Source organism: Mesorhizobium sp. M7A.F.Ca.CA.004.12.1.1 (genome assembly GCF_003997835.1).
Classification (GTDB): Bacteria; Pseudomonadota; Alphaproteobacteria; order Rhizobiales; family Rhizobiaceae; genus Mesorhizobium.
In genome coordinates, this window is sequence record NZ_RZRK01000628.1 from 1 (window position 1) to 3,640 (window position 3,640).

The 3,640-nt window shown below is 61.3% G+C and carries 3 protein-coding genes and 1 pseudogene; 3 read left to right on the plus strand and 1 reads right to left on the minus strand.

Annotated elements, in window-relative coordinates:
• Together EN984_RS38295 and EN984_RS26475 are read left to right on the plus strand one after the other, a co-directional pair.
• Positions 1–195, plus strand: a 195-nt coding sequence (locus EN984_RS38295) for a hypothetical protein (RefSeq protein ID WP_206517479.1), incomplete at its 5' end; no start/stop codon positions are given.
• Positions 196–325: 130 nt separating this feature from the next.
• Entirely contained in the window at positions 326–793 is a 468-nt protein-coding gene (locus EN984_RS26475) for an Hsp20 family protein (protein ID WP_013529716.1), read from the plus strand.
• Between the two features lie 72 nt (positions 794–865).
• On the opposite strand, the gene EN984_RS26480 is transcribed toward EN984_RS26475, so the two are convergent.
• Positions 866–1,915 (minus strand): low specificity L-threonine aldolase, encoded by a 1,050-nt coding sequence (locus EN984_RS26480; RefSeq protein ID WP_127272775.1) that lies wholly within the window; start codon positions 1,913–1,915, stop codon positions 866–868.
• A 509-nt stretch (positions 1,916–2,424) separates the two neighbouring features.
• Here EN984_RS26480 and EN984_RS26485 point away from each other — a divergent pair.
• Positions 2,425–3,640, plus strand: a pseudogene (locus tag EN984_RS26485) (glutamate synthase subunit alpha); the annotation flags it as partial.

Sequence of the window (3,640 nt, forward strand, 5' to 3'; positions counted from 1 at the left end):
CTGTCGATCCGGGAGGAAGGGACGTTACACCCGGTCGGCCTCGTTGCGGTGCCTGTTGTGCAATCGGCGCCGCCAGTCCTTGATCCTGGAATGGACTTTAGCGCCGGCTGCCTGAACGCGCGCCGAAGTGCCGGTTCATCTGCCGTTCATCAAGGGTCCGGCCGCCGTGGCTTTTGCCGCCAGGTGAAATCTTGAAATGCTTTCCAGCGCTCCCCAAATGTCTCGTGCGGTCGCCAATGTCGGGGCCGCTGGTCCACCCGAAACGCCGCTCAAGGGTTTCGCACCGGCCATACGCAAACCATGTTGCTCAACAGGAGAACACCTCATGCGTCACGTTGATTTTTCCCCGCTTTATCGCTCGACCGTCGGCTTCGATCGTCTGTTCACGATGCTCGATTCGCTTGCGCAGCCGGATGGCGCGCAGACCTATCCGCCCTACAACATCGAGCGCACCGGTGAGGATTCCTACCGGATCTCGATGGCGGTTGCCGGCTTCTCGGACGAGGAAATCTCGATCGAAGCCCATCGCAACGTGCTGACCGTGAAGGGTGAGCGCAAGGACGAGGGCACCGGCGAAGGCTCTGAGCTGCTCTATCGCGGCATTGCCTCGAGGGCTTTCGAACGTCGCTTCCAGCTTGCCGACCACGTCGAGGTCGTTGGCGCCTCGCTGAAGAACGGCCTGCTCTTCGTCGACCTCAAGCGCAACATCCCCGAGGAGCTGAAGCCGCGCAAGATCGCCATTACGGCGTCTTCGGCCAAGGCCAAGCAGATCGAGGCCAAGACCGCTGCCTAAAATACAAGTCTCCTCCCGAGACGGAAGCGGCGCCGAAAGGCGCCGCTTTTTTGTTGTCGGGGAAATGCGTTATCAGGCGATCAGCTGGCCAAAACGGTCGACTTCATCGGCTGTCGTCGCAAAGCTGGTGACGAAGCGGTAGAGCAACTCGTCCTCGCCGATGTGGCCGTCAAAGCCATGCGGCTTGTGCCAGTCGTAGAAGGCGGCACCCGCGGTCTGCAGCCTCTCGGCCTCGGCCTTCTTGATCACCGCGAAAACCTCGTTCGCCTGCGGCAGCCATGCCAGCTTGGCCGTTGCCGAATCCTCGATCGCGGCGGCAAGGCGTGCGGCCATGGCGTTGGCGTGGCGGGCGGTGTCCAGCCACAGCCCACCCTTGAAATAGGCCTCGAACTGCGCCGCGACGAAGCGCGATTTCGAAAACAGCTGGGCGGCGCGCTTGCGCAGGAAGGCCAATTCCCTGGCACGATCGAGGTCGAACAACACGATCGCTTCGGCGCACCAGCAGCCGTTCTTGGTGCCGCCGAAGGAGAGGATGTCGACGCCGCGTTTCCAGGTCATTTCGGCCGGTGTCGTGTCGAGTGCGACCAGCGCATTGGCAAAGCGGGCGCCATCCATGTGCAGGGGCACCGAATATTGTTTGGCGATCGCCGAGATCGTCTCGATCTCATCCAGGCCGTAGATGGTGCCGACCTCGGTCGACTGGGTGATCGAAACGGCCATCGGCCGTCCCCAATGGACAATTTCCGGTGCGAAACGGCCGATGGTCCTTTCCAGATTGTGCGGATCGATCTTGCCCAGCGCGCCATCGATCTCATGCAGGCGAGAGCCGCCGGAAAAATATACCGGCGCGCCGCATTCGTCCTCGATGACATGCGATTCGCGATGGGCAAAGGAAATGCCGCCCGGCTTGTTGTAAGCGGTGAGCGCCAGCGAGTTGGCGGCCGTGCCGGTGGCGACGAAGAACACCGCGACCTCGCGTTCGAAAATCTCACTGAAGCGCTGGTAGACTGCCCGGTCGAGCGCACCGTCGCCATAGGCGGTGGAAAAGCCGCCGGCATTGGCCGACAGGCCGGCGGCAATATTGGGATGGGCGCCTGCCCAATTGTCGGAAGCGAAGAACATGCATCTGCCTATGTCTTGGGAGGTCGGGGGGTTGGGGAAATCGGGTTTTGGGGAAATCAGTCTGAAGTTGACCGGTTTCGCGAGCGGACCGCAAGGGGCCAGGCGCCGGAAAAACAGTAAAGCCAGCCAACCGGCAAAGCCCAGGTCGACGACTGAAGCTTACGTTTTTCCCGGACTTGACGACATTTTCTGTCGCGGAAAGCCCAAGTTTTTTGTGAATCGGTCTTGTGTGCGTCCCAGATTTCTGCCATAAAAATTTAGGACAGTAGTGCTGTCTTATTTTGTCGCACAAAACGAGCCGGATTGGCGTATCATTGGGCCTCTCCGGCTGTTGCCGCGAGCGACAGGTGGACAGCCAGACTCTGGCCTGTACGATTACCAGATGCGTTCCATGCGGAAAGCCGCCTGGTTCGGCAAGGATTTCGCAAGACGTGCCACAAGGATCAGGGTGAGCCAAGCGCTTGCCGAGGCAAACCAGCGCCTGAATGGCTGGGAATGGAGGACAGGAGATGACGGACATGACGCACTCTGCGACGAACGGCCAGGCCGCGCAGACGAAAGCGGCAACCGTCAAAACCACCTTGCGATCCAATATTAGCCGAACCGCCAACGGCTTTTCCGCCCAGGGCCTCTACGATCCGCGCAACGAGCATGACGCCTGCGGCGTCGGCTTCATCGTCAATATGAAGGGCGTGAAGTCGCATCAGATCGTCAAGGACGGGCTGGCTGTGCTCGAAAACCTGACGCATCGCGGCGCCGTTGGCGCCGATCCGCTGGTCGGCGATGGCGCCGGCGTGCTGGTGCAGCTTCCCGACCAGTTCTTCCGTGAGGAGATGACGGCCCAGGGCATCGAGCTGCCGCCGGCGGGTCAGTACGGCGTCGGACACTGGTTCATGCCGCAGGACGCGGCCCTTCGCGCCCATATCGAGGACATCATTGTCGAATCGGCGCAATCCGAGGGGCTTCCGCTCATCGGTTTCCGTGACGTGCCCGTCGACAATTCGTCGCTTTCGAAGGCGCCTGACATCGTGGCATCCGAGCCGTTCCATCGGCAGATCTTCATCGGCCGCACGCCAGACATTACCGATGACGAGGAATACGAGGCCAGGCTCTATCTGCTGCGCAAGGTGATATCGGGCCGCATCTACGCCGAGAACGATAACAAGGACATCGGCGCCTATTGCGTGTCGCTGTCGGCGCGCACCATCGTCTACAAGGGCATGTTCCTGGCCTACCAGGTCGGCGCCTATTACAAGGACCTGATCGATCCGCGCTTCGAGACCGCGCTGATCCTCGTCCACCAGCGCTTCTCGACCAACACCTTCCCGTCTTGGAAGCTGGCGCATCCCTACCGCATGGTCGCCCACAATGGCGAGATCAACACCGTGCGCGGCAACAACAACTGGATGGCTGCGCGCCAGGCGTCGGTCGATTCCGAACTGTTCGGCAACAACATCTCGAAGCTGTGGCCGATTTCCTATGACGGCCAGTCCGACACCGCCTGCTTCGACAATGCGCTCGAGTTCCTGTTCCAGGGCGGGTACAGGCTCAGCCATGCCATGATGATGCTGATCCCGGAAGCCTGGGCGGGCAACAAGCTCATGGATGCCGATCGCAAGGCCTTCTACGAATACCATGCGGCACTGATGGAGCCGTGGGACGGGCCGGCGGCGGTGGTTTTCACCGATGGCCGCCAGATCGGCGCCACGCTCGACCGCAATGGCC